Origin of the sequence: Paenibacillus sp. F411 (genome assembly GCF_017582705.1) — a bacterium.
In the GTDB taxonomy this organism is placed as follows: domain Bacteria; phylum Bacillota; class Bacilli; order Paenibacillales; family Paenibacillaceae; genus Paenibacillus_AQ; species Paenibacillus_AQ algicola.
In genome coordinates, this window is record NZ_JAGFIP010000014.1 from 100,922 (window position 1) to 125,904 (window position 24,983).

General features: G+C 45.7%; 17 protein-coding genes. 4 read left to right on the forward strand and 13 right to left on the reverse strand.

What is annotated here, in order from left to right; translation table 11 throughout:
• Positions 1-80 precede the first annotated feature (80 nt).
• The 9 genes from JJQ72_RS14785 to melA form a co-directional block, all read right to left on the reverse strand.
• Positions 81-1,643, reverse strand: coding sequence for an extracellular solute-binding protein (locus tag JJQ72_RS14785; RefSeq protein WP_208204144.1), 1,563 nt, complete (start codon positions 1,641-1,643; stop codon positions 81-83).
• Positions 1,644-1,857: 214 nt separating this feature from the next.
• Entirely contained in the window at positions 1,858-3,399 is a 1,542-nt protein-coding gene (locus tag JJQ72_RS14790) for a type 2 periplasmic-binding domain-containing protein (protein ID WP_208204145.1), read from the reverse strand.
• A gap of 39 nt (positions 3,400-3,438) precedes the next feature.
• Positions 3,439-4,311, reverse strand: a complete 873-nt coding sequence (locus JJQ72_RS14795; protein WP_233281130.1) for a carbohydrate ABC transporter permease — start codon at positions 4,309-4,311, stop codon at positions 3,439-3,441.
• Between the two features lies 1 nt (position 4,312).
• The gene (locus tag JJQ72_RS14800; RefSeq protein ID WP_138224656.1) at positions 4,313-5,212 is read right to left on the reverse strand and encodes an ABC transporter permease; all 900 of its coding nucleotides are present in this window, start codon (positions 5,210-5,212) and stop codon (positions 4,313-4,315) included.
• A gap of 85 nt (positions 5,213-5,297) precedes the next feature.
• Positions 5,298-7,142: a cache domain-containing sensor histidine kinase gene (locus JJQ72_RS14805; RefSeq protein ID WP_175415183.1), complete on the reverse strand. Its 1,845-nt coding sequence runs from the start codon at positions 7,140-7,142 to the stop codon at positions 5,298-5,300.
• 14 nt (positions 7,143-7,156) lie between these two features.
• A complete protein-coding gene (locus JJQ72_RS14810; RefSeq protein WP_208204146.1) occupies positions 7,157-8,173 on the reverse strand; it encodes a response regulator transcription factor in 1,017 nt (338 codons plus the stop codon).
• 92 nt (positions 8,174-8,265) lie between these two features.
• A complete protein-coding gene (locus JJQ72_RS14815; protein ID WP_208204147.1) occupies positions 8,266-9,702 on the reverse strand; it encodes a sulfatase family protein in 1,437 nt (478 codons plus the stop codon).
• Positions 9,703-9,813: 111 nt separating this feature from the next.
• On the reverse strand, positions 9,814-11,196 hold the full coding sequence (locus tag JJQ72_RS14820; protein ID WP_208204148.1) for a sulfatase family protein: 1,383 nt from the start codon (positions 11,194-11,196) through the stop codon (positions 9,814-9,816).
• Between the two features lie 21 nt (positions 11,197-11,217).
• Positions 11,218-12,699, reverse strand: coding sequence for an alpha-glucosidase/alpha-galactosidase (melA, locus tag JJQ72_RS14825; RefSeq protein ID WP_243896108.1), 1,482 nt, complete (start codon positions 12,697-12,699; stop codon positions 11,218-11,220).
• Positions 12,700-12,993: 294 nt separating this feature from the next.
• Between melA and JJQ72_RS14830 the strand changes: the two genes are divergently transcribed.
• Positions 12,994-13,878 (forward strand): helix-turn-helix domain-containing protein, encoded by an 885-nt coding sequence (locus JJQ72_RS14830; RefSeq protein WP_208204149.1) that lies wholly within the window; start codon positions 12,994-12,996, stop codon positions 13,876-13,878.
• 261 nt (positions 13,879-14,139) lie between these two features.
• On the opposite strand, the gene JJQ72_RS14835 is transcribed toward JJQ72_RS14830, so the two are convergent.
• The gene (locus JJQ72_RS14835) at positions 14,140-15,069 is read right to left on the reverse strand and encodes a helix-turn-helix domain-containing protein (protein WP_208204150.1); all 930 of its coding nucleotides are present in this window, start codon (positions 15,067-15,069) and stop codon (positions 14,140-14,142) included.
• A 156-nt stretch (positions 15,070-15,225) separates the two neighbouring features.
• On the opposite strand from JJQ72_RS14835, the gene JJQ72_RS14840 reads away from it, so the two are divergent.
• Positions 15,226-16,863, forward strand: a complete 1,638-nt coding sequence (locus JJQ72_RS14840; protein WP_208204151.1) for a hypothetical protein — start codon at positions 15,226-15,228, stop codon at positions 16,861-16,863.
• Between the two features lie 330 nt (positions 16,864-17,193).
• Here the strand turns inward: JJQ72_RS14840 and JJQ72_RS14845 are convergent, their stop codons facing one another.
• The gene (locus JJQ72_RS14845) at positions 17,194-17,550 is read right to left on the reverse strand and encodes a hypothetical protein (RefSeq protein ID WP_208204152.1); all 357 of its coding nucleotides are present in this window, start codon (positions 17,548-17,550) and stop codon (positions 17,194-17,196) included.
• 452 nt (positions 17,551-18,002) lie between these two features.
• Here JJQ72_RS14845 and JJQ72_RS14850 point away from each other — a divergent pair, with 452 nt between their 5' ends.
• Both JJQ72_RS14850 and JJQ72_RS14855 read left to right on the forward strand, forming a co-directional pair.
• A complete protein-coding gene (locus JJQ72_RS14850) occupies positions 18,003-19,232 on the forward strand; it encodes an AGE family epimerase/isomerase (RefSeq protein WP_208204153.1) in 1,230 nt (409 codons plus the stop codon).
• A 1-nt stretch (position 19,233) separates the two neighbouring features.
• Entirely contained in the window at positions 19,234-20,415 is a 1,182-nt protein-coding gene (locus JJQ72_RS14855) for a glycoside hydrolase family 130 protein (protein ID WP_138224645.1), read from the forward strand.
• Here the strand turns inward: JJQ72_RS14855 and JJQ72_RS14860 are convergent.
• Together JJQ72_RS14860 and JJQ72_RS14865 are read right to left on the reverse strand one after the other, a co-directional pair.
• The gene (locus JJQ72_RS14860; protein ID WP_208204154.1) at positions 20,392-21,465 is read right to left on the reverse strand and encodes a LacI family DNA-binding transcriptional regulator; all 1,074 of its coding nucleotides are present in this window, start codon (positions 21,463-21,465) and stop codon (positions 20,392-20,394) included. The genes JJQ72_RS14855 and JJQ72_RS14860 overlap by 24 nt on opposite strands.
• A 156-nt stretch (positions 21,466-21,621) precedes the next feature.
• Positions 21,622-24,960, reverse strand: a complete 3,339-nt coding sequence (locus JJQ72_RS14865; RefSeq protein ID WP_208204155.1) for an S-layer homology domain-containing protein — start codon at positions 24,958-24,960, stop codon at positions 21,622-21,624.
• Positions 24,961-24,983 lie beyond the last annotated feature (23 nt).

Genomic DNA, 24,983 nt, shown 5'->3' on the forward strand with positions numbered 1-24,983 from the left:
ACTTCCTAAATTCTGGACACCTGGGTTAAAAATAAGGGTTAGAAGTCTTGATTCTGACTTCTAACCCTGATGTCAATTTGTTACTTTATGCTTTGATATGCTTCATTGATTTCCTTGATAATCTGTTCACCGCCTTCCTTGTTCCAGGTTGCGACAGCATCATCAATATGATCAACTGGAGCATTACCTAAAATGATGTTATAGACACTCGATAGAAACTTCTTGTTAATCTCGTCATACTTTTTGGCATAGGTTGGTGATAAATGAGTAATTCCTTCCGCGGGGTCCATCGGTGCAGCAAATGCCTCTGCTTGCTCCATATGCCCTACCATTCGTTCACGGTATTCTTTAGAATCCCATTTATACACATCAAAATCATTAGCGACGCCTCTGAAAAACCAGTTGTTGAGGATGGCAATACGATTACCTTCACTCTTCGCAGCTTCATTAGCTTCAAACGTACCATCGCCTTTTGCCGTGTAATATACTTCAGGTGGTCCATTCTTAATGACATCGACGCCTTCTTCGGTGACCCACCAATCAAACATAGCAAGGATACGACGAATCTTATCTTCATTCATTTTGCTGTTCAGAACAATCTTGTGTTCGAGCTCCATTGTGTCATTGAATTGAATCCCTGTTTGACCTTTTGGTGGGGGGATCTGTACAAATTCTGCCTCAGGTGTGGTCTCTTTGAGCTTTGCTTCATGTCTTAGCATCGCCACCGGAATCGCGTAATCCAGACCTAACTTTCCGGAGCTCGCTTTTTCTTGAATATCATTGCCTTCATTTAAAGGAAAGTCCTTATCCAGCACTCCCTCTGCATAAGCCTTTTGCAAAAAAGCTAAATAGCTTTTCAATTCCTTGGTCTGCGCTTGCCATGGAACCAATTCCCCATCCATCTCCTGCCATCCAGGCGACAATCCAAACGCATATCTCAATGAAGCCTCCTGGCCGAATTCCTGATTAAACGTAAATCCTACTGTATTTTGTTTACCGTCTTGATCAGGATCTTCCAATGCAAACGCCTTTGCGATTTTATAAAACTCATCAACTGTAAAGCGATCTGCATCCGGTATCGTTAAACCTAAATTGTCTAGCCAATCTTTTCTAACTACGTAGGCTACTGGATTCGTGGGCCCTCCTTTAGGAATGCCGTAAGTAATACCTTTAGGATTTTTCATTTGCCATACTTCTTCTGAAAAAGCATTTTTCAGATTAGGATAGTCATCCACATAATCTTGAAGCTCTGCAAATGCTCCTTCTCCCTGCCATTTCACATACAGATCACTGGCAGGAAGTATGGTGTAAACATCTGGCAAGTTACCTGATGCTGCTAACACGTTAATTTTCTCGTCATAATTTGCTCCCGGAATCCACTGTACATCCAGTTCAATATTGAATTTCTCGTTCAAATATTGGATAGTAGGATGGTTACTGTCAGGCCATCCTCCTCCTGCATAGGATGGAGCTAGCATGCTAATACTCAGCTTTTCCTCTGAATCAGCTTGTTTCCCTTTAACCGAGTCTGTTTGTGTTGTTTTAACATCTGCAGGGGAATTATTACTGCCATTGTTTTGCCCGCTACAGCCTGCTGACGTCACAATCGTTACGATCATCATCAGACAAAGAAACTTTTTCATACAACCCTCTCCCTTTAATTTGTTCTTCATACACTCCCTGTAAAGAATGCGTTTTCATAAATCTGAAATATCTTCTTTACATTTTTATCTTATATCAAATACATCACCTGTTTTTTACACTATCGCAAGATATCTTATACATTCTCATTCTGATGATATATGTTCCAACACAAGTAAAAGAGACGCCCTTTTAAGGGACGCCTCCAAGTTAAAACTATTTTACCGATTGATAGGCTTCGTTAATTTCTTTAATGATTTGATCTCCGCCATTCGCTCTCCATTTCGCAATAGCAGCATCAATGCTGTCTAAAGATTGTTCTCCAATGATAATTTTATACACACTTTGAAGAAATTCATTATTAATTGCACTGAATTGCTTCGCATATGCAGGAGACTGATTGGCAATACCCGGCACTGGGTCTATAGGTGAAGCATACACTGCCGCCTGTTCCATAAAGGTAGTCACGCGATCTCTCTTTTCTTTAGAGTCCCATTTATACACATCATGATCATTGGCAATCGTCCTAAAAAACCAATTGTTTAAAATCGAAATTCGGTTTCCCTCATTAATAGCTGCCTCCGTGGGTTCATACGTCCCGTCTTCTTTTTCAGTGTAATAAACACCTGGAGGTCCATTTCTTATAATGTCTGTTCCTTCTTCGGTAACCCACCAATCAAATAACTCCAGTATGCGTTGAAGCTTGGCATCATTCAACTTGCCGTTTAAGACAATTTTATGGGCAAGTGTTTGCGACTGATTGTACTGAGTTCCTGAAGCTCCTTTGGGTGGAGGAATCTGGATAAATTCTGCCTCTGGTGTCGATTGTTTAAGCTTCATCTCATTATCAATCATGTTAATTGGAATATGATCAAATAATCCGAGCTTACCGGATGAAAGCTTGTCTTGAATGTCTTTGCCTGTGTTCAGCGGGAAATCCTTATCCAGGACCCCTTCTTCATAAGCATTATTCAAAAATGTTAAATAATTTTTAAGCTCTGAGGACTGAACCTGCCACGGCACAAGTTGACCGTCAATTTCCTGCCATCCCGGCGATAATCCAAATGCATACCTAAGCGGGGCCTCTCCCCCAAATCCACTGTTGAATGATATGCCGATTGTATCTTTTTTGCCATTTTGATCAGGATCATTCAGTGCAAATGCTTTAGCAATTTCATAAAATTGTTCGACCGTGAAATTTTCCGGATCAGGAATACTTAAACCTAAATTTTCCATCCAATCCTTCCTGACAATATATGCATACGGATTGACAGGTCCTCCTTTAGGGAGGCCATAGATGATCCCATTGGGGTTTTTCATTTGCCACATTGGATCTGGAAAGGCTTGCTTTAAATTTGGATAGCTGTCCAAGCGATCTTGCAGTTCTGCAAACGCTCCTTCACCTTGCCACTTCTCGTACAAATCACTGGAAGGGAGGATTGTGTAAATATCAGGCAAATTCCCTGAAGCAGCAAGCACGTTTAACTTTTCGTCGTAATTGGGACCCGGAATCCATTGAACATCTAAGTCAATATTAAATTTGTCATTGATAAATTTAATGATCGGATGATTATTATCTGGCCAGCCCCCTCCTGAGTAGGAAGGTGCAAGAAGACTTATCTTTATTTTTTCTGTGTTTTTAGCGCCTGCTTGCTGGTTCGCATCATTCGGATTTGCAGAATCACTTTTTTCTCCGCTGCAACCGATAGCCAGCACAATCAAGGCTATCCATGAAATCATTACATATATTTTTTTCATGTTAGATCTCGTCTCCCTTTTACTATTAAATGGACTGCCTTACCCCTTTACGGAACCTAGCAGCATTCCTTTATTAAAATACTTTTGAAGAAACGGATACACTACGAGAAGAGGCAGAGCTGTCAAAAGAATTGCAGCCATTTTCGCAGCCGGTGTATATTCAATAGCCTGCACGAGACCAGCACCTGCACTGGAATCGTCATCAATGAGCATTTGTCTCAGGAATACCTGCAAAGGCCATTTATTACTGTCATCTAAATATAGGATTGCTGGAAAATATAGATTCCAGTTTTGTACAAAGTAAAACAAAGTGAATGTAGCGATCGCTGCCTTTGAAAGAGGAAGATAAATGTTCCAAAATATTCTCCATTCACTACATCCGTCAATTCGACCAGCTTCCTCCAGCTCAATCGGAATAGTTCTAAAGAAACTACGCATGACTATGAAGTAAAAAGGCGCAACCGCCATAACCAGCCACAGTGCCCAATAAGTATCGATTAACCCTAAAGATTTCACAATCAAATACGTAGGGATCATCCCGCCGCCAAATAACATGGTAAATAAAATCAAGAAATTCATGATGCCTCTGCCTTTTATCCAGGATTTTGATAACCCGTAGGCTAATAGTGAGGTTAATGATATGTTGATAAGCGTTCCCACAACACTAATAATGACGGCATTCTTAACGGCAGTTATAAATCCAGGGTTTGTTAACAAATATAAATATCCGTCTAGCGTCCATTCATTTGGAAGTATAAAAAAACCTCTTGTCAAGTATTCAGACTCCGGTGCAAATGAAGTTGTAATAATATAGAACAATGGAAGCAGTACTAGCAATGAAGAAATTGTTAAGATCGTATACACCAGAACGTCAATCCAGCTCTCACTTTTTTTCACTCTTAATGTTGACAACCTAGTATACCCCCTCTTGTCCAGCACGCTTTACAATGGTGTTCGCTCCAATAATCAATACAAGCCCAACAATGGATTTGAAAATACCAACCGCAGTGGAGTAGCTGAAGTCACCCTGCACGATGCCTTGACGATATACATAAGTATCAAACACATCGGAAACCCCTTGATTTAGAGGATTTTGCAGCAAATAAATATGCTCGAAACCAATATCCATGAAATTACCCAATCGAAGAATAAAGAGAATGATGATGACACCGCTTAGAGCAGGAAGAGTTACGTGCCAAATTTGTTTTAGCCTGCTGGCTCCATCTATGGAGGCCGCTTCGTACAAGCTGGGATCCACTGAAGAAAGCGCTGCCAAAAAGATGATGGTTCCCCAACCCACACCCTGCCAAATATTTTGGATTAGCCATGTCCAGCGGAAAGCATCTGCGTTTGTTAAAATGTTAATGACAGGTAGACCCATTGATTTCAACAGCTGATTGATTCCGCCGAATTCCGTGGAGAACAAAACGACTGTGATCCCAACTATAACAACCCACGACAAGAAATGAGGGGCATATAGAATGGTTTGAACCGATCTCTTGAAGAATCGCAATCGGACTTCGTTTAGTAATAACGCCATAATAATTGGTGCTGGGAAAAAGAAAATAATGTCCATAAGGCTTAACATTAGTGTGTTATACAATAGGGGCATAAAGTCTCTTTCCGTAAATAATCGTACAAACTGATCCAGCCCTACCCAGTCACTTCCTAAAAATCCTCTGAAGGGGTTATAGTCCTTGAACGCAATTACAATTCCAAACATGGGAATGTACTTAAATATTAAAAAAAACAGCATTCCCGGCAAAATCATGATGTACACGGGCAGGGCTCTTTTTAGATAGCTCACCCTCATTCAGCCTCCGATCTATATGGTCATTTCACGTGATAGAACCATTATAGATCAGAAAAAACGACTGTTTTTTATACATTCACACGATTTATTGACTGATATTTCTTTCGTCTCCTTGATCCACGAATGGTATCCTCATCGAAACAATTGTACCTCGCTCCGGAAACGAGGTAAGACTCAGTCCATATTCTCTGCCATATTGCAAAACAATCCGGGTATGGACGTTGATTAATCCGACTGTGTCGGCTGCAGTAAGTTTGTCTAATCCCGAATGTGTAATGTCCTGCAGCTTCTGATTCAAATCTTCAAGCATGCAAGCTGTCATCCCCGGTCCATTATCCGCAATCTCGATAATTAAATCATCCTGCTCTATATATGCGCTTATAATCACAGCAGCCTTCCCTTTTAATGGCTCGACCGCATACTTAATAGCATTTTCTACTATGGGCTGAATCGTAAAGTTGACAATACGGGCACCCAGAAATTTCTCATTGACGTATATTTCACTTTGAAAGTGCAATGTAAATCGCACATGAATAATTTCTAAATATTTTCTTACATGATCAAGCTCTTCGTTTAACTCCACCTCGAGCTTTGATAATTGTGCCGTATAACGGTAAATACTTGCCAAATTAGCACACATTTTTTCGATCATGGGGACATCCTCTAGATAAGCGATACTTTTGATAATATCCAGAGTATTGTACAGCAAATGAGGGTTAATTTGATTTTGAAGCACTTGAACAAGCGCTTCTTTCTGTTTGAGCTGCAATTGAACCTCTCTGATTCTTAAATCAGTAACAGTATTAATTAATTCATCTAAATTGCCCGCCATCTTGTTAAATGTAAGATTCAGCACCTGCATTTCGTCTGCACCTTGAATATATTCGGCACGTGCTTTCAGATCTCCATTTTGCACTCTAAGCATTAAATTTTTCAGTTGAATAATGGGCTGAAGCAATCCGTTTGATAATACCGGCACGAGAACCATTATTAAAACGAAGAGTATGATTGCTACTAATAAGGTAGAATTCCTTGCAATCATTAAACCACTTGCCATTTCATGAAAGGGCACAAAGGCAATTACCTTCCACCCTGTTTGTTCCGATTCATGATAGGAAATCAAGTGTTCTTCTTCATTTAACCATTGAATGGATCGAGTCGCAGTAAAATCAAGTTGATGCAATGAGGTATCCTTAATGTTTTGACCGATCCAGCTTGCGTTCGGATGAAAAACGATAGTGCCATCTTCTGCAACAACAAAGACATATCCTGTTTCACCCAGCTGCGTCTGTCCAAGAATATTAATGATTTCACTTAATTTTAAGCTTATGATCAATTTACCTGATTGTTTAACCGTATCGACACTGTAAATCGGAATGATTAGTGAGATCATAGCTGTATCTTTCCGTGAAGAATTATAGTTTGTATAATACGTGGGAATGATTTTTGATTCTTTGCTATCACTTGAAGAAAACCACGGCTCATTAATGACATGTTCAATGGATATGGTCGTGCCTGTGGATGAGATTAAATCGCCTTCGTTGGAAACCAAGAACATCCCGGCAATCTCTGAGTAGTTTAATGCGATGTATTTATTCAAAATATTTTCAATGGTTCTTGTATCAGCCTTGGTGAGCGAATTGTTCTTGCTCAGCCATTTTTGGATGAGGCCACTTTCATGGCTATTTAAAGAGACCCCACTCGTAATGGGGCCTGCTATGGTCGTATAGGTCGATTGCTCCAGCTGGGAGAAATATAGATCCATCTGATAGTTTGTTCGGGTGACAGCCTGTTCAGCAATGGAATAGAAGTCCTGCTTCGTCGCGCTGCTGTAGTTATTATGAGCAAACACAGCCATTAACGTAACAGCAATTAAACTTATACTCATAAAACCAATGACCATCTTCATTCTAATGGACAGCTTTGACAACCATCGGAGCATCCTCATATTCCAAGCCTCTTTCTAAACTCTTTAGGGGAATAACCTACAGTCTGTTTAAATAATCGAGTAAAATACGGGAGGTTCGCAAATCCGACCGCTTCGGCAATCTCGTATATCTTTTTATCCGTATCCTTTAGCAGCTTTTTCGCCTGCTCAATCCGTATATGATTCACATAATTAACAGGAGACATTCCTGTTTGTCTTTTGAATAATACACCAAAGTGTGAGGGGCTTAAATGAGAATGCTCTGCCATTTCATGAAGCGTCCAATCATAATGGTAACTAGTTTTCAGTCGATCACAAATATCGTTGATGATGAGTTTAGAGTTTTGAGATTTTTTGTTGGGAAACTCGGTGGCCCACACAACGAGCAATGTTTGAAAATAGTCCAAGATTCCATGATCCTTTGATAGGTCGGGCAACTGCAAATGGGAAGTGTTAATTTGCATATCCATGCATGCTTCTTTTATTTTTCCGTCCAATATTGTCAAAAGATTTTTTCTAATTCCAGCATTAATAAATTTCAAACGCAGTATTGAGTTCACTAAATCATGCAGCTTATTAAAGTGTAAACGCGGATCCCAAACATACATCATTTCTATAAACTGCTGAATTTTTACGAAATATTGATTCATCTCTTTATGCGAGGAAAGCTGCTCCGTACAACGTTGTATAACATCGATTAACTTCTCAGATTCCACTGGTTTTAATAAATACTCAGCCACACCGTATCGGATTGCTTGCTGAGCATACTGAAAATTATCGAATCCACTAATAATAACGATTGCCATTGGAATATGATGCTCATGAATTTTTTGAATTAAAGACAAGCCGTCCATATCTGGCATCTGAATATCCGTTATCAGCAGAATTGGCCAATGCTCTTGTATCATATTCCAGGCTTTTTCACCTGTCTCCGCTTCGCCAACCACTTGAAATTCATGCCCCGCTTGTTCAACCATTTTCACAATCGCGCTGCGAATCCAGGGTTCGTCCTCGACTACCATAACCGAATACATGCCGCTGCCTCCCTCAGATGTCTGGCAAGACCACCCCTGGAATTTTATTATTGAGTTGGCTTGGTCTTTGCAGAACAGATTGTATCAAGCTCCTAGAACTTCTGCTTGCAAAACCAGCCTTCCTTGTAGGCCTTCCAGGAATGTGACTGATCTCCAACATATTCATAGTGATCGAACACGTCACCCCTGCCTTGTGTTCTTGGATCCCCCGTCTGAACGAGTACCTTTTTTAATTCCAGCCATAGCTCCTTTTTCACTGGATCAAAGTGAGGATCTTCTGCCAAATTAGTTATACATTCAGGATCAGTCCGGATTTCAAACAGCTCTTCTTCTGCCCGTTTGCCAAAAGATAAATGGTAATAATCATCTTGTCCCTCAGCATGCTGCTTGAGCAGCAACGTCTTAGTCGGTGAACTGTCTACATTGGTATATCCCGTTTCCGGATTCCCTGCAGGCCATAGATCTGGTTTGAAATTTCTCACGTATAGATATTTTTCAGTACGTATGCATCGAACAGGATACGCCACATCATTTTCTGTTCCTACATCGTGACGTTCTTTCCCCATGTAGACCTTGTTTCTATCCGCCTCTACCCGTCCTTGTTGGTCCGATCTAATCATGTTCATCAAGCTTCGACCAGCAAATTGAGCGTGTGGAGGCAGTCCTGCCGCTTCTACAAACGTTGGTGCTAAATCAATAAAACTGATCAAATCCTCTATCTTTCTCCCGCCAGGGACTTGATTCTTCCAGTACAACGCCATTGGAAGGCGCAGATCATGCTCATACATTTGACCTTTGATTCGCGGAAATGGCATGCCATTATCAGAAGTGACTACAATCAAAGTATGTTCCAATTCACCGAGTTCCTCAAGCGTATTCAGTATTTTTCCAAGCTGTAAATCGAACCAGTCAATTTCAAGTGCATAATCCAGCCAATCACTTTTAATGATTTCATCATCTGGATAATAGGAAGGGAGCTTGATTTCATCGAGGTTTTTCCCAGCTCTTACACCGCTTCCCTCCTCGTATTTTCGATGAGGCTCAAGACACCCAAACCAAAAACAGAATGGTTGGTTCTGCTGACGCTCCTCCAAAAATGCATTGAAGTTGGAAGCATAATCAATGTCACTAATTCCTTCTGTCGGAGGAACCAGCTTATGCTGGTTATAGACCGGACCCGCAGGATTACGGGCGAAACCACCAGCCTCCCAATCTCCAGGTGCCCAGCCCTTTCCTGTATAGCCTATATGATAGCCAGCGTCCTCAAGCAAATCCGGATAAACCTTGAACTTTGAAGGGAATATTCCATAATGATTGCAGGCCTCTTCCATCTGCCATGTGTGCATTCCGGATAGGATACTTGCTCTTGAAGGCGCACATTTCGGATTCGTCGTAAATGCATTCTGAAATAGAATGCCTTCTTCAGCAATACGGTCGAAGTTAGGTGTATTTACAAACTTGTGTCCGTACGCCCCCATATGCGAGGCATCGTCAGCGATCGCAAACAAGATGTTGGGTCTTTGATTCATATTTAAACCTACCTTTCTATTTTAAGGAATAGCATCGAGCTGTCAGCCTTCATATTGGACCAATGTGCAAATGATCATGCCTTGCTGAAAAAGCAAGACATGATCATCTCATTAGTTGGTTGCACCGTCGCCGTGCTTTGGCCAGTTATGATGTTTCATTTCGGAAACGATTACGCTACGCTGACCTGAAACTCTGGATTGAGCAGGTACAATTTCAGGCTCCATTTCACCGATCTCCACCATTCGGCGCCGCAGCCGTGCTCTCAGATCAGCAGTTATCCCAGCGAAAGTTTCCATGCCGATCAAATTATTCGTTTCATATGGATCTGCTTGTAAGTCATAGAGGAATGCTTCTTCATAGCGGTCTGAACCGGAGTGTTCACCTCCATGTTTGCTGGAATCTTCGACGCAATATTTCCAGCGCTCTGTCCGTATGGCCCTTCCAACGACACTCTCACTAATTTGTACAAGCACTTCTTGGGGCCAGTCAGCAGCGTTTCGATTCACTAACGGAACCACCGATCTTCCCTGCATATCCGATGGCACTTGGATTCCGGCGGCATCCAGTAAAGTCGGAGGCAAATCAACGAGGCTGACGAGATCACGAATCTGTCCGCCTCCCATAAATCCAGGACCGTATATAGCGGTAGGGACTCGAATGGAGCTCTCATGACAGGATCTTTTGTACTCCGCATTTCGAGTTTTGAAATGACATCCGTGATCGGAAGTGAACAATATTACGGTATGATCAAGCATATCCATGCTCTTCAGCGTATCCAGCAATCGGCCAAGTGCCTCGTCCAGCCGCTTTACCATTCCGTAATACCCACCTAAATGTTGGTGTGCCGTTCCGCCAAGCGCAGCAAGATCTGGCGGCGTCCAGCGCCCCGTATACGTTTCTTCCATCCCATCCGGAGCCGGATAATTGTCGGTATGATTTTGATGATGCGGCTCCAGATAAGAGAGGAACAGAAAGAAAGGATTATCCGTATCCTGCTGTCTATGAATATACCTGATAGCGGCATCTGTTTGCGCATCTACGCGGTATCCAGGAAGCTTAACGCGATTATTATCGTTATCAAATAACACGGCATCGTAAGCATCGGATACGAACTCCAGCAAATTGGCACCTAACCACTCTTCGTACCCCCCACGTTCATGCGCAGGCACCGGGTCTTCGCTTGCCAGATGCCATTTGCCGATATAGCTCGTGCTGTATCCCGCTTCCTTGAAGTAATGAGCCATTGTTTTAGTCTCTTGCGGTAACGGAATGCCATTCCGATAGCAGCCTGTCGTGGTAGCGTATTTACCACTTTGCAGACAGGACCTGGCAGGTCCGCACACCGGCTGGCTAGTAAACATGTTGTATAAATGCGTCCCTGCTCTGGCTATACGGTCAAAATTCGGTGTTAACCCTAAGGGGTTACCATGTACGCCGGTCGTATCAAAGCGCTGTTGATCCGTAAAGAAAACGATGACATTCGGTTGTTTCATAGCCATTACTCCTCGCCTCAATTAGTTATCGCTATGTCCGACAGACAATCGTTCTTGATGGTTCTGAACGACTTCTCCACTCAATGAAGGCGGCAGATAATCAGCAGGCGCTGCATTAACCTTCAAGTACTCCCCTTGAAGCGGCGCCGGAATATCCTTCCAGGTACGTCCTTCTCCATTGAATTGCGGCATCCATGGAGCTAAGGCTTCCAGCATCTCATCGCACATCGCCCATACTTCTTCCGTGTTGCATACAGCGGCCGTTAACGGATCATGCAGCACAGCCAATTTTAACAGATCCTTGTTCCCCGTTAATGCAGCCTCCACCGCCATTTCCTGAACGCTAATACTCGCTCGGCAAGTTGCTGCCAATGGCATAGGCAAATCGCCAACGAAGCTTGCTTGAACACCATTTTTATCTACATAACAAGGTATTTCAATCGTGGATCCGTTTGGAAGATTCGTAATAAGACCTTTGTTCTCAATGTTGAAATGTCCACGATATGCTCTGCCCGTCTCTAAAGCTTCAATGATGTAGGAGCCATGCTCATGCGAACGCTCACCAAGTTTGATATATTCTGCTTCGCCGCTCATCCATTTTGGATACAAATCACGGTATTCATTTGTCTTCTTAATGCAGTGATTCAAGTATCCAGCCGTCTGTCCTCCAATCCACTCTTCCTTGAATATCCACTTATCTAATTCGTCTTTACGCTTCCGATACCAAGGCAAATATTCGCTCAGATGTCCGTTAGACTCTGTGGAATAGTAACCAAATCGTCTTAAAACGTCGATACGGCATTTTTCACGCTGAGACAACTCGGGGTGCTTTTCAAACGCTTCCAATAAATAAGGCGTCATATCCATTCCTTTATGTGTCACTTGAATGTACCAGGTTTGATGATTTATACCAGCACAGATAAAATCGACTTCCTCTTCCGGCAGACCGAGTGCTCTAGCTATTTGCTTGTGACCACCTTGAACACCGTGGCAAAGACCAAGGACATTGACTCCTCCTGCGCGACGTAAAGCCCAGGTATTCATGGCCATGGGATTCGAATAGTTTAATAACAATGCATTCGGAGCTGCGACTTCACGAATGTCTTTCGCAAGATCCAGAAGCACAGGAATCGTTCGCATCGCGAAAAACACACCGCCGGGCCCGAGCGTATCACCCACACATTGGTCCACCCCGTATTTTAGTGGGATTTCAACATCATGTTTGAAGGCCTCTAATCCGCCTACACGCGCCGTACAAATGATATAATTTGCATCAGTAATCGCTTCACGTTGGTCTGTGGTAGCTTGAATAGTTGCCGCCAACCCGTTATCTTCAATCATTTTACGGCACAAGTTTACAACCATCGTCAGGTTCTCTTCATTGATGTCCATCATACGGAACTCCGTGTCCTGAAATTCCTCTACCGCTAATAAATCCATCATCAGCCTACGGGTGAATCCAACACTACCTGCACCGATCATTGCAATCTTTAACAATATCATTGCCTCCCATGTTATATAATATTGCTACATCATCTCTTTTCAATTTTTAGTTTATTACAATGAATACGTATCTACAATGGTAATTAAATGCGATATAGTGGTCATATATTGCTATTTAATTCAATGAATCTGGCAACCAAAAACGGATCTCTTGGATCCCGGAACCCGCTGATCGTAATTCATATTGTGAACAACTGAATTCTCTGATATCATGTTTAAAAGTTGCCAAATCTTTAAGTGCACGATCTCAATATATGTACTTTTCAGGATATCAAAAGGAGGGGGATCATATTTGTGACAACCACATCTAAACCTTTTCGCCACTCTTATGGATTTCGTTTCCGTGATATCCCATCCTATTCAGTCTCTATGATCCGCGGAGTTGGCTGGGAGAATATCATGTCCACTGATTACAATTGGAACGGACTTACAAGAGAAGATACATCCATGGTGTTGTTCCAGTACACCGTTTCAGGTTCTGGCCAGATACGGATCGGTGATCAGTTATATTCATTGAATGCAGGCAATGGATTCCTGGTTTCTGTACCCAGCGACCATCACTATTATTTCCCTCAAGGCAGCAGTCATTGGGAATTCCTTTACATTACTCTTACTGGGAATATACTGCCGATTTATGAAGAAATAACCTCTAATTTAGATCCCATATTCTCTTTATCTGCCGAGAGCAGTACGGTTCAATTACTCCGCAACATATTTGAGATGGCCCATCGAAAACAAATTATGGACGGGTATGTTTCCTCTTCCCTCGCCTATCAGTTCTTGACGGAGTTATCCAGGATTTCCATCTACCCACAGGCACTGCAGCATTTCCCCCGTGGGATTCAAAAAGTATTGGACTATATGGAGCTTCATTACGAGTCAGCAGTTAGTTTAGAGGAGTTCGCAAACATTGCTGAAATGTCTAAATATCATTTTCTACGGGAGTTCCGACGATGCAAGGGAATTACTCCGATTGAATATTTAATCAAACTGCGTATCGAGAAAGCGGCCCATCTCATTCGTACAACTGAGATCAGCCTTAAAGATATTTCCAGAGCTGTAGGATTTGCGAATGGAAACTACTTCTCTAAAGTGTTTCGAAGCTGGGTTGGAGTATCCCCTGGTCAATTTCGCCGGGATCACAGCCTGATCGCTTCCGACCATCTTTTTTTTCGTTAATCGTTTGACAAAAGAGGCTGTCCCCAAAGATCTAGGATCTTGTGGGATGGCCTCGTTTGTGTGGTTGTGAGATGCTCCGCGTACGAAGAGGCGACCGCTACCGCTGGTCCGGAATGATTTGGTTCTCCCGCTATATACAAGGGATCAACTGATCTTCCAATGAGTCCGTTTGTACAGTGTGGGGGTTTTTTATGAAAAGCTTATGAGTTGCGTCAGGGGCATCGAGTAGGAGTGAGGACGGTTGGGAGAAGCATACTACAATTAACACTGTGATTCTTTGATGATCTGATCGCTGGGAATCCCTGCTACTCTTCGATAAACGGTCGGAGTCAGCTTGTGCGCTTGCTTGAACTGCCGCATGAAATACCGCTCATCGCAGAAGCCAACGGAACGAGCAATGTTCTTCACGGAATCATCCGTCTGCGTAAGCAGCTCCTCTGCACGTCGAAGCCTCTCCTGCAGCAAATATTGTCCTAGCGATAGGCCGGTATGGCGTTTAAACAGTCGTGCCATATAATCGTAGCTGTAGTGAAACTGCTCGCACAGCCGTTTCGGCGCTAGCTCACAGGGAAGGTTGGCTTGTAGAAACTGCTGCAGCGCCTCCACGAGCCCTTGCTGAGGTGAGAACCGATCACTCTTCTGTGTTATAGCGACATGGGTCGTCTGCGCAGCCAGATCCACTAATAATGCAGTCAGCAAATACGGCTCAGCCCGACGAGCGCAGCTATGCTGTCCCGCTGTGCGAAGCAGATGGTCTGCCAAGGCAAAGGCTCGGTTTCGCTGAGCAAGCTGTCCGGCCATCGGGATATACAGTGCTTCATGTTCATCACTGAATTTTCCAGATCGGCGTGTCTGCCTCTCAGCTCGCTTCTCATTCTCCTCAGCAAGCTCCTCACTGCTTACATAACGCACAGGTTGTGTGGAACGAAATCGCAGCCAGTAAAAGCACGTCCCCTTATCGCTGCAGCGGTAACCTTCTCTTGGAAGATCTGGTCGCAGCAACAGCATCTCACCAGGCCGAACAATGTGCGCCATCTCCTGCTGGCGCGTATACACCGCGTGGTGTGTAGGAAGTAACAGTTCGAAGCCTTGCAGCGTGCGTTTTTCCTGCATCCACGGTTTGTCCAGCTTTGTATATCCTCCGCGCAAATAGATAAACGGCTCCTGAAGTTGATAAGCAGCATATTGCATTCGCAAGTCCCCTTCCACGATTAGGTCGATATTATCCACCTCTTATACGATGGACACCACTTTAAACAGGAACCATTTATAGTAATATATGGCTATCAAAGCGAAGGGAGGCTAAGATAACTGTTTTTTTCACTACTCATTCCAAGGAGGAATATTATGAAAAGCAAGCTGTGGCTGACCCTATCCCTTGTATGCTCGCTCGGCACCGTTCCATTGCTCTCCGTGAACGCCGCTCCTGCACCCGACATGCATGTCGCAAAGTATAAGGATAACAGCACCCCGTACCCGCTCTATGCTGCCGAGTTCGGCACCGACCCGCTCTGGACTGCAGCCGAACTAGAGTTATTGGGCAAAAATTTCGATGGTATCTTCGGCAATCCGAACATAAGCATGTCGATGGCGAACACTCTCCGTTCCCATTATGCACCATTCAAGATCAATCAGTACAACGGCAAATGGGCCGTAAACGGGACGACCGCGGACTACATCGAGAACAACAAGAAGGAAGTGCTGTATTACCGGGTGGGCAATTCCTCTGCCAGTATCACAGCGACGCAAACTACGTTCTCCTTGAACGATGTGTTTGGCTCCCTAATCCCATCGACCTCCAACACATGGAATTCAAACTTTGACAGTAACGGCGAGTTCAAGTTCGTTACCTGGCTATTGATCGGCGATGAGCTAATGAAAATTCAGAGTGTCAGCGGGAATACTGTCACGGTCATTCGTGGCATCCACAGTACCGTGCCGAAGAGTTATCCAGCGGGAACACCGATTCTGTCACCCGTATACGGTGCCGCACCGGTCGCCGGAATGACCTCGGAGGTGCAATATCGACTCGATGAAGGGACAAATGTCCGCTGGGATCTACTGTTGAGCGCAGCACTCGCTGAGTACGATAAAAACCGCGGAGGCATCTGGATTGATATCCTGATCGGCAATTTATCGCAATTCGCCCAAAGCGGCCAGACGGTGCCAAGTAATCGAATCTGGGACATCCGCAACCAATCAGTATACAACGATGAAGTGCGTGCAGAAAACGTAGAGCGCGGCATCGTGCGTATTCAGGAACAATTCAAAGCACAAAAGGGCGTATATCCGGTCATCTGGGGCAACAACCTGCTGCATCCGACCACATTGACAGACCAGCGGGTGAAGATGCTCCTAAGCACGTCTATCAAGCCGCGTCCAATCGATGGCTTCGCTATGGAAAATTCGTACGGCGGATACGGTACGGGCGGCAATTCCGGCACCGAGTTCTGGTTCAAGGACTACACCGGTTGGAAAAACAATCTTAAATCAATCATGTTCATGGGAGAAAATAAACTGGCTGCTCTTCCGCTTATGCTGGATGGCGGGCAAGACAACAAAACCTTCGCCGCACTTCCTGCTGCCGAGCGGCGCCGAATCCTGCTCTACGGTTATGCCTCTTACCTGCTCGGAGTAAAAGTCGAGCCGGATAACAAAATTTATACTAAGATTGGATTTACCCCACTCGTTAATCCGGGAACCGGCCCTGCTTACTTGTATCTTGAGCCTATGTTTACTTGGGACATTGGCAAGCCGACCCAGACACTCAGCAGCTCCAACTACAGCAATTACAAGCTAAGCGGACGTGAGGTGTGGGTCCGCACCTTCCAGAATGGCATTGTGATTGTTAATCCGTCAGAGAACGCCGAGAACAACGTGAGTGTATCAAGCTACGGCTCCCTCAGGGATCCAGAGCAAGGCAATATTTCCGTGACCTCCGTTTCTTTACCGTCGAAGACCGCCAAAATTTTACTATTCAATTAGTACTGAGCAGGCAATCGCCCCTTCGTTCTTTGCGCGAGGGGGCTTTTGAAGTTTCCCGGCTGCCGCTGCATAACGCCTTCTCATACATAAATCATATTGGGGGTGCGAGCAGGAACGCAATACGAACATATTGCGTTAAGAAGGTAATATGCTGCTGTGTCACCTTCAGTCCTAATGATATAAGGTACTGCAAGGTGCCTCATCTGTTATCACGGTGGCCGCCTTACCATGGGTGCCGTCGACGACTGCACAAAAGCAAAAGTCAATTCCCAAAACGCCTTCCGCTTTGATGCTGACGGATTAACATAATGTACGGCAATCAGTAAATTTCTAAATGAAAAGGGTAGAAGGCCCCCCACGGCCTTCTACCCTTTTTTTAGTCAATGTCGGTAATTTTCCACTTACCGTTCTCTTTAATAAAACTGTATAACCTTGTATTTTCTCCGTTTTCCACGGTGGTACTAACGCCACGATGAGAGCGCTAGTTTCGCTTTTGACACTTACCGATTCCAATAACATCTTTGTAATTTTGTAAGAAGCCATTTTCATGTTAGGATCTCGCTTCGAATCGAAAAGAGAGAAGTACGCCTGCTCATCCCCATCATTTTGGTGCTCAGCTGCGAGGTTTGCAATCTTCACTAATTCCAGTTCATCGCCCGCCAGTTGGGAATGATCAAGATACACCACCTCGTTCTCCACCTTTGGTGGAGCAGAAGGTTCCGTCTCACTTACTCCGCTGTTGTGTCCACCACTAGAGCACCCCTTCACGAACTAGTACACTTCAACCAAATGACTTTCCATAGATTTAGACACAATATCAACCCATATAGTTGCACTATTTGGAACTTACGCCTACGCCGCCATTCTGCTTGGTCCATACCGCAAAATCCATAATGGTTTCCCTATATCCCCGGTACTGCTCCTTAAAGCTCCAGGTCGTGTCCGGGATCACGCATGTTCGCAACCAGAACCAGCAGCTTCTTCTCGATCCCCTGAATCACGTTTCCCAAGTATTCCATATCGTCCAGGTCAAAGAATTATATTTATTTCCTCGTAAAAAACATTGTATTTTTGTTATGTTTAATGTTAGTTTGTTATATAACAAATATAATTTGTTATTTTCAGAAAGGAGATCAGGTATGAACGCTACGCAATGGGCTGCAAGCATCGAGGATGAGCTCAAGAACAATATTCTTTCCTTTTGGCTCAACCACACCACGGATGAAGTAAACGGCGGCTTCTACGGCTATATCAATCGCAGCCAGCAAGTCGACAAGACGGCCGACAAGGCACTGGTCCTTAACGCTCGAATCATGTGGACATTCTCAGCCGCTTATCGCCTTTATCGTGATTCCCGTTATTTAGAAACCGCGCGCCGGGCCTATCAATTTCTGAAGGATCACTTTACAGATGCCGAGCATGGCGGTCTGTATTGGTCTGTCAGTGCAGCCGGGGAGCCCGTGTCCACCAAGAAGCAGGTCTATGGCCAAGCCTTTGTCATCTATGCCTATTCGGAATTTTATCGGGCAACAGGTGATGTATCCATCCTCAAGGAAGTCATCGAGCTGTATCATGTGCTGGAGCGGCATGCCTATGACCCGGTTCATCAAGGTTATATTGAGGCATTAACACGAGAATGGAAGGAAACCAACCACAACAGTCTCAGTGCGAAGGATTTGAACAGTAAAAAATCCATGAACACTCATCTTCACGTCCTGGAAGCCTACACTAACCTATACCGGATCTGGCCGGCTCCAGAGCTTCGGCACCAGCTTCACGAGCTTATTACAGTAACGCTGGATCGTATTGTGTGTCAGGACTCGTGGCATTTCAAGCTGTTTTTCGATATGGAATGGCAACGTGAGTCGGATCATATTTCCTACGGCCATGATATTGAGGGAAGCTGGCTGTTGTATGAAGCGGCAGAGGTGCTCGGGGAACCTGATTTGCTTGCCAAGGTTCGTTCTGCTGCGCTTCAGATGGCTGAAGCTACCCTGAAGGAGGGGGTCGATCAGGACGGAGGACTGTTCAATGAGGCAGGACCTTCCGGACTCCTCGATACAGACAAGGATTGGTGGCCTCAGGCGGAAGCGGTCGTCGGGTTCTATAATGCGTTCCAATTGACCGGTAATGAGACGTATCGGGACGCCGCACTGAAGGCCTGGACCTTTATAGAGAGGCACTTGGTCGATAAGAAGCACGGCGAATGGCACTGGAGCGTCCGCCGGGATGGCACCTTAAGCCATAACGAAGAAAAAGCAGGTCCCTGGAAATGTCCCTACCATAACAGCCGTGCTTGTATGGAGATGATTCAGCGTTTGTCCACACATGCTGAATTTCACAACAACAAAACCTTGGAGGTTGAATAAAATGAGTCTATTTCAAGAGAGAAAAAAAGCATTGACAGAGCAGTATGAAGCGTTAGTGACAAGAAGCAACCGCCCGGAAGCTCTGAGCAATGGCGTTCTGGAACGCTATGAGCATCCCGTGCTTACCGCAGCTCATGCGCCGCTGCATTGGAAGTACGACTACAATGAGGAAAGCAATCCTTATTTCATGGAGCGGATCGGGGTACACTGCGTGTTTAACCCAGGCGCGATTTATCTCAATCATAAATACTACTTAGCCGCTCGTGTAGAAGGGACTGACCGCAAATCGTTTTTTGCCATCGCGGAAAGCGACAGCCCTGTAGAAGGCTTTCGGTTCTGGGACCGCCCTCTGGTCATGCCGGAGACCGATAATCCAGATGTAAATGTCTACGATATGCGCCTGGTTCAGCATGAAGATGGCTGGATTTACGGACTGTTCTGTACAGAGCGTAAAGATCCGGATGCGCCGCATGGCGACCTGTCGAGCGCCATTGCTCAGTGCGGAATTGCCCGGACGAAGGACCTTGTAACCTGGGAGCGGCTTGCCGATCTGAAGACCAACTCCAATCAGCAGCGGAATGTGGTGCTGCACCCAGAATTTGTGAATGGCAAATACGCCTTTTATACCCGGCCGCAGGACGGCTTCATCGACACCGGATCCGGCGGCGGCATTGGCTGGGGACTGTCGGATTCTATAGAACAGGCCGTCATTCAGCAAGAGCAGATTATGGATGAGCGGCATTATCATACGATCAAGGAGGTCAAGAACGGCCAGGGCCCTGCACCGATCAAGACCGAACAGGGCTGGCTGCATATCGCCCACGGCGTGCGGAATACAGCGGCCGGACTTCGCTATGTCCTGTACGCCTTCTTGTCCGATCTCGACCAGCCGGAGAAGGTCACTCACCGCCCGGCAGGCCATCTGCTTGCACCGGAAGGGGAAGAGCGGATCGGCGATGTATCCAATGTGTTGTTCTGTAATGGCGTCGTGGCGCACCCGAATGGTGAGGTATACATTTATTATGCTTCCTCCGATACCCGCTGCCATGTTGCATCCACCACTATAGAACGTTTGCTGGACTACGTCATGCACACTCCGGAGGATCCGCTCCGCTCTTATGCCTGTGTTCAGCAGCGACTAGAGCTCATTGACCGCAACCTAGCGCTGCTTGCCCAAGCCTGAGCTTTCCCGGTATAGCAGCTCACAGGCGAGCAGGACCTTTTCTGCCGGCGCTTCCCGTTCATGGACTCGCCGCTGCAGCAGCTCCACCGCCCGTCTGCCCAATGCATGCTTCGGCACCCGCACCGTGGTGATGCGCGGGCTGGTCCGATCTGTATCCTCGATATGATCGAAGCCGGTTACAGAGACATCATCAGGCACCGCGCAGTTCAAGCGTTGCAGCACCGTCAGTGCTGCCAGCGCGATCTGGTCGTTGGCGCAGACGAGTGCCGCAGGCATTTTTCCGTTATCCCTCTTCTCTGCCGCCCACCGGGTGATGGAATCTATGAAATGCTCCTTCTCAAACCCCTGTACGGGCAAGTAGTGCGCTGCACTGCTGCCCGCTGCAGGCTCCACAATTCCCGCTTCCTCCATCGCTCTGTTAAATCCGAGATACCGATCATAGAAGCTTCTGGAATATCGCGCATCACCTACAAAGACAAGCTCCCGGTGTCCGGTTCCAATGAGGTGCCGTGTCAATCGGTGCATGCTCTCAAAATTGTCAGCAAACAAGGTATCTGCGGGAATGAGCTCATCCTCGTGGTCAATCAGCACAATCGGCAGCCCCAAGCGGTGTGCCTCCAGCAGTAACGGCGCAGCCACCTCCCCCACTCCGATGATTCCCATGAGCGCTTTGGGATTCAGCAGCTGCATGAAATGCTCTACACTTTGTTCTGCCACAATGACCATCCCGACGCCCTCGTGATCCAGCTTCTCCGAGATTCCTTCCAGGATCCGCCCCCAATAAGCGGAGGTCTTGGTCTGAAAACGAATGTTGGGCATCAGCACCAGCACGGAATTCCGCTGCGGATCAGAGACCTCTGACTTGGTGGGCAGAGGCGCTTTCAGATAGCCGTTTTTCTGATTAAAATAGCCCAGCTGGGCTGCTGTCTCCATTACCCGCGCTTTGGTAGCGTCGCTGACACCTTCTTTTCCTGACAGCGCCTTTGATACGACAAACTTGGAGACGCCTAAGGAGTCCGCAATGTGCTGCATGGTTACTTTTTTGGACAAGACTGTTGGCCCCCCTACTGCTAACTGTGCTTCTTATTATCATATAAAGCGAAAAAAATTGCACGAGCCAAACCTGCTTCAATTAAAACAAGACCGTGCATAAGGCATGCACGGTCTATAGGGGTACGGCGATGGAGCTTCATCCACATCTCTAATCTAAATGAGTCCTGACTCTTGCAAGAGCCTTTGCACGATCGCTGCAGCTTCTGCCCGGGTGATCGCATCCTTCGGTGCAAGCTTTTGACCGCCCTTGCCGTGAATGATACCTGCTTGCAGGGCATTGGCCGCTTGGTTCTTAGCCCAATCCGCAATCTGTGCTCCATCCGCAAAGTGAGCCAGAATCTCATTCACATGCTGCTGCTCTACATTCTCGTACAAGCCTGTAAGCGTCATGGCTCGCGACAGCATAACCATCGCTTGCTCCCGAGTGACCTTATCCGTTGGATGGAACAAGCCATCCTGGAAGCCGCTAATGAGCCCGTATTGAAATGCAGCTTCAACTGCGCCTGCATACCAAGCAGAGGCTCCTACATCCGCAAAGGCTGTAGATCCCTCTTCGGCCTTCAATCCCAAAGCCTGAACCATGATGGCAGCAAGCTCTGCACGTGTGATCTCCTGGTTCGGGCTAAACACACCTTTTCCCGTTCCGTTCACAATCATTCTGGAGCCCATATCATGGACAGCGTCTTTGGACCAATGCTCCGCAGTATCACTAAATTCCACGGGGTGCCAAATCACCGCGTAAGTGCTGTTGGTCAAGCTGTTCATAACGACCGAATACCCTCCGTTAGCTTCCACTACTTTCGTAGGCACATGCCGGATGCTTCCATCGACATCTATAACAATGCCGGTTGTAATTTGGGAAGGATCTACCCCCGCCGGCAGCTTCAAGGAACGCTCAACATAAGTGTCGAAGCTCTGAATATCCACAATCTTTTCTTGATAAGAGGCCTGAATGGAAAAATCCACGGGCGGAACAGCAATGCTGAATCCCCCATCCGCCGCAGCCTGTTGAACAGCCTGCTTCATATCTTCATGAGCATCCGCCATTGAAATCTGAATCTTAATATCTGAGAGCTTAACCTCCTGGCCAATCTGGTTAGAAATGGAATCCATATTGATTTGCCCTGCAGGTATCGTGTAAGCCGCTTTGTCCGTTTGAATCTGGATTATAGCCTGCTTCTGTTCCATATTTTTCACCATCTGCCCATTCAACTCACCAATGACAAGGCTCGCTTCGCCTGGGACCGGAATGGTCACAATGGCATGATCTCCTTCAGCGGCCAGCTTTTCATTCAGCTTCTCCGGATCCACCACAACCGTCGCGACAGATCGGTTACCTGCGGTTGACTGAATGAGGGTTCCCGCTTTTTCAACCTTTCCGTTTACCAGAACCTCCACCGCTTGAGACCCAGGCTGACTCGGGACTGAAGTCGAAGGCGGTGTTTCTATTGGAGGCAGTGTAGCTGGTGGATTAGGCGCTGGAGGCGCCGGCTGTGGATGTACGACTTGTCTGACGTTCATTGTCACGCCCGACAGGTGATCCGCCGTCAACGTAATCGTTGCCATGTAGGTTCCTGCCGCCAAGCCGTCTTTTGCCTTAACTGTGAAGCTTCCCTCTTCCCCTGGTTGCAGCACTTGCTCGACCGGAGTCAGCTCAAAATCATCCACATCCCCTGCGGTCAATGCCACCTTCAGGTTCTCCAGAGCTTCGGTTCCCGTGTTCCGTACAGCTACCGACTTCGTCTCCTGAGTTCCTGATGCATAGCCTGCCGTTACAGACTTTGCAGTCAGGTCCGCAAGTTCTCCAATGCGGTAGACCGGTTCAGCAAGGACACCTGCCGACATGTTGCCAGAGAATAGTTGATGACCCGCAGTATCCCTATACGTGATCGTGATGGCTGCAGCACGGGTTTCAGTTAAACCTTTAATGTCAAAAGCACTGCCTGTATTGTTACTTACAGTCACTGCAGAAGGGTCCTCAGCGACAGCGGTTAAGATTCCGCCAGGATATACATTAGAGTAATCTATCGTTACGGAATCTCCTTTGTTTATCAACACATCACCTAATGGTGCAACAGCAGGGATGTGACTTCCAAAAAACGCCCGTATAATGTTATCTTTTTCAACGTCTGTATTCATCGGGATAATATCCTCGTAGACATACGGCTGGTTGTCAATAAGGCGCTGGGCTATAACCTTATACTGGATATCATTGAGCGGATGTTCCTCCGTAACTAACTCGAACATGCTGAGTGAAAGCTGCAATGATGCTGCTACGATTCCATGGTCATCACTTTCGATCGGGAGGAATAATATCATCATTAAAGGCAGCGCTTCTTCAAAATCACTTCGGATCTCATCCACACTTTCATAATTGGTGTATTCCTTGAATGACACCAAATTGTCTGCTATGAGATCTTTACTGGTATCCGACAGGTTGTTGTACGTCCATCCCTCTATAAGAAAACCATACACTTCTCTTATCGACTCATCTAGGAATTGTGCGATGTCAGTATCTAATGCATTTCCTGTCGCAGGATGCTCCAGCACTGCCCGCATTGCTGAGTAGGTTGCTGCGTTGTTGGCTTCGGCTACAGGGTCATAGACCGGTACCTTGTGCGGTTCATAAGCTGCGACTTTGCCTTGCTCATCAATGGTTTTCACGATTCTCGAATTATATTGGTTGTCCCATCGTGTCACATATAGAATATTATTGCTGTCTATGGCCACACTTTTTTCAAACGATGTAATATTTCTCTCTGGGAAAGCGGTCTCCAAGAATCCATAATTACTCACTTTCCATAGAGCTGGTGGACCGTACCTATTGGTAATATAAACTTGCCCTTGCTTGTCGACCGTCATGGCTGGATCCATAAAATCAAAAAACTGCTCGCTAGATGTTAACGTTTTATAGGCTATGTCCGCATCTGTTATCGTGTATAAGTTATAACCGTTCATATTATTTTGATCTCTGGCAATCACATATACATTCCCGTCTACCCCTGTACTCATGGCTCTAACCCCGTTTACAGGGATCTCGGGCACCGGTTGAGGCTGGGGATCACTCGCACTGGTGTCTATGCTATGAACAGTATTGTTGTTTATGTAGTAAAAAACCCCATTACCTGTAACCCCTGTGAAATACGGAAGAATATCCGTAGCGATATGAGTTTCATGCTGATTCGTATCGATTTTCAGCAAATCCCCATTGGTTTCTTTAACAATATATATATTCCCTGCACCATCTACTGTAAAAGCGGCTACATCTGCATAAACATCCGTCACAACACTCGTAGTCCGATCCACTTTTTTCAGAAATCCTGTCTGCCCATTGTGAGTGCGGACATAGACATGATCATCTCGATCCACCTCCACTTCTACGGCATTCAGAAACGGATTGTCCATAGAATCTGCTTCACTAACCGAAGACGGAAACATACTGAACACCATCAAGCTGATCAGCATCCAAACCAACCATTTTCGTTGTTTCATCCTTTGTTCTCCTCCCTAGAGTT

What these genes read in the sequence shown, in the direction of transcription:
- JJQ72_RS14785 (WP_208204144.1), bottom strand. Translation starts at nt 1,643, where the DNA reads ATGAAAAAGTTTCTTTGTCTGATGATGATCGTAACGATTGTGACGTCA.
- JJQ72_RS14790 (WP_208204145.1), bottom strand. Translation starts at nt 3,399, where the DNA reads ATGAAAAAAATATATGTAATGATTTCATGGATAGCCTTGATTGTGCTG.
- JJQ72_RS14800 (WP_138224656.1), bottom strand. Translation starts at nt 5,212, where the DNA reads ATGAGGGTGAGCTATCTAAAAAGAGCCCTGCCCGTGTACATCATGATT.
- JJQ72_RS14810 (WP_208204146.1), bottom strand. Translation starts at nt 8,173, where the DNA reads ATGTATTCGGTTATGGTAGTCGAGGACGAACCCTGGATTCGCAGCGCG.
- JJQ72_RS14815 (WP_208204147.1), bottom strand. Translation starts at nt 9,702, where the DNA reads ATGAATCAAAGACCCAACATCTTGTTTGCGATCGCTGACGATGCCTCG.
- JJQ72_RS14820 (WP_208204148.1), bottom strand. Translation starts at nt 11,196, where the DNA reads ATGAAACAACCGAATGTCATCGTTTTCTTTACGGATCAACAGCGCTTT.
- melA (WP_243896108.1), bottom strand. Translation starts at nt 12,699, where the DNA reads ATGATATTGTTAAAGATTGCAATGATCGGTGCAGGTAGTGTTGGATTC.
- JJQ72_RS14835 (WP_208204150.1), bottom strand. Translation starts at nt 15,069, where the DNA reads ATGCAATATGCTGCTTATCAACTTCAGGAGCCGTTTATCTATTTGCGC.
- JJQ72_RS14840 (WP_208204151.1), top strand. Translation starts at nt 15,226, where the DNA reads ATGAAAAGCAAGCTGTGGCTGACCCTATCCCTTGTATGCTCGCTCGGC.
- JJQ72_RS14850 (WP_208204153.1), top strand. Translation starts at nt 18,003, where the DNA reads ATGAACGCTACGCAATGGGCTGCAAGCATCGAGGATGAGCTCAAGAAC.
- JJQ72_RS14855 (WP_138224645.1), top strand. Translation starts at nt 19,234, where the DNA reads ATGAGTCTATTTCAAGAGAGAAAAAAAGCATTGACAGAGCAGTATGAA.
- JJQ72_RS14865 (WP_208204155.1), bottom strand. Translation starts at nt 24,960, where the DNA reads ATGAAACAACGAAAATGGTTGGTTTGGATGCTGATCAGCTTGATGGTG.